This is a genomic window from Actinomadura montaniterrae (genome assembly GCF_008923365.1).
Lineage (GTDB): Bacteria > Actinomycetota > Actinomycetes > Streptosporangiales > Streptosporangiaceae > Spirillospora > Spirillospora montaniterrae.
In genome coordinates this window covers 1-1160 of record NZ_WBMR01000486.1, presented here as the reverse complement: position 1 = coordinate 1160, position 1160 = coordinate 1, and the positions used below count along the sequence as shown (strand labels likewise).

The following is a 1160-nucleotide window of genomic DNA, read 5'->3' as shown; positions in this document are numbered from 1 at the left end:
GGTCAGCGGCGGCCGCGGAACGTGCGGCGGAGGTCGGCGACCCACTCCTCCGGGATCTCCCACGGGATGAAATGGCCGCCGCGGTCGTGCGCGGTCAGGTTGACGTGGTTGTACCAGTCGCCGCGGTCGCTCCGGACGAAGTGCTCGACCCGCTGCTCGGTGGTGACGCCCGGCGGGTTCTCGTAGCCGACGAACGTGATGCCGGTGGGCGCCTCGATCACGGGCCACCGGTCGTGCGACGGCGTCCACGGGTACCGGTTGTTGTTGGCGTACGTCCGGACCGACGTGCCGATCGAGTTGGTCACCCAGTAGATCATCGCGTGCGTGAGCAGGTCGTCCCGGGTGAAGACGGTCTCGATGTCGCCGCCGTCGTCGCTCCACCGCGTCCACCGCTGCAGGATCCAGGCGAGCATCCCGGCGGGCGAGTCCGACAGCCCGTACGCCAGCGTCGACGACTCCAGCAGGTGCGCCGAGAGGTGCACCGCGAACCGCCGCTCCATCTCGATGGCGCGCTCACGGACGCCGGGCGGGCCGTCCGGGAGGGGATGCCCGCCGGTGATGTCCCACCCCCGGTCGCCGTTGAACAGGGTGAGCTTCAGACCGGACCCGATGTGGATCCCGTACAGCTCGTCGGCGTACTTGTGCCCGAGCTGGCCGGTGACCAGCGCACCGACGTCACAGCCCGCCGCCGCGTACCGCTCGTACCCGAGCGTCCGCGTCATGAGGACGTGCCAGAGGTCGGCGACCTTCCAGAAGTTCATGTCCGGGTGATGCGGCAGCGGGCCCGAGAACCCGAACCCCGGGAACGACGGGACGATCACCTCGAACGCCTCGGCGGGATCGCCCCCGTACGCGCCCGGATCCGCCAGCGGGTCCACGACCTTGGACCAGTGCCAGAACGTCCAGGGCCAGCCATGCGTGAGGATCAGCGGCGTCGGATCGGGACCCGCGCCCGGACGGCGCATGAAATGCACCGGCACGCCCTCGATGTCGACGCGGTAGTGCTCGTAGGCGTTGATCGCGGCCTCGGCCTTGCGCCAGTCGTACCCGTCCCGCCAGTACTCGACGAGCCCCTGCAGGTAGGTGCGCTTCACGCCGTAATAGCCGTCGTCGTTGCCCGCGTCGTCCGGCCAGCGCGTCAACTCCAGCCGCCGCCGCAG

The 1160-nt window shown here is 70.2% G+C and carries 1 protein-coding gene; it reads right to left on the bottom strand.

The window, feature by feature from the left end:
- Nucleotides 1-2 precede the first annotated feature (2 nt).
- Nucleotides 3-1160: epoxide hydrolase family protein (locus tag F9B16_RS50455; protein ID WP_151547352.1), on the bottom strand; the 1158-nt coding region annotated here is incomplete at its 5' end.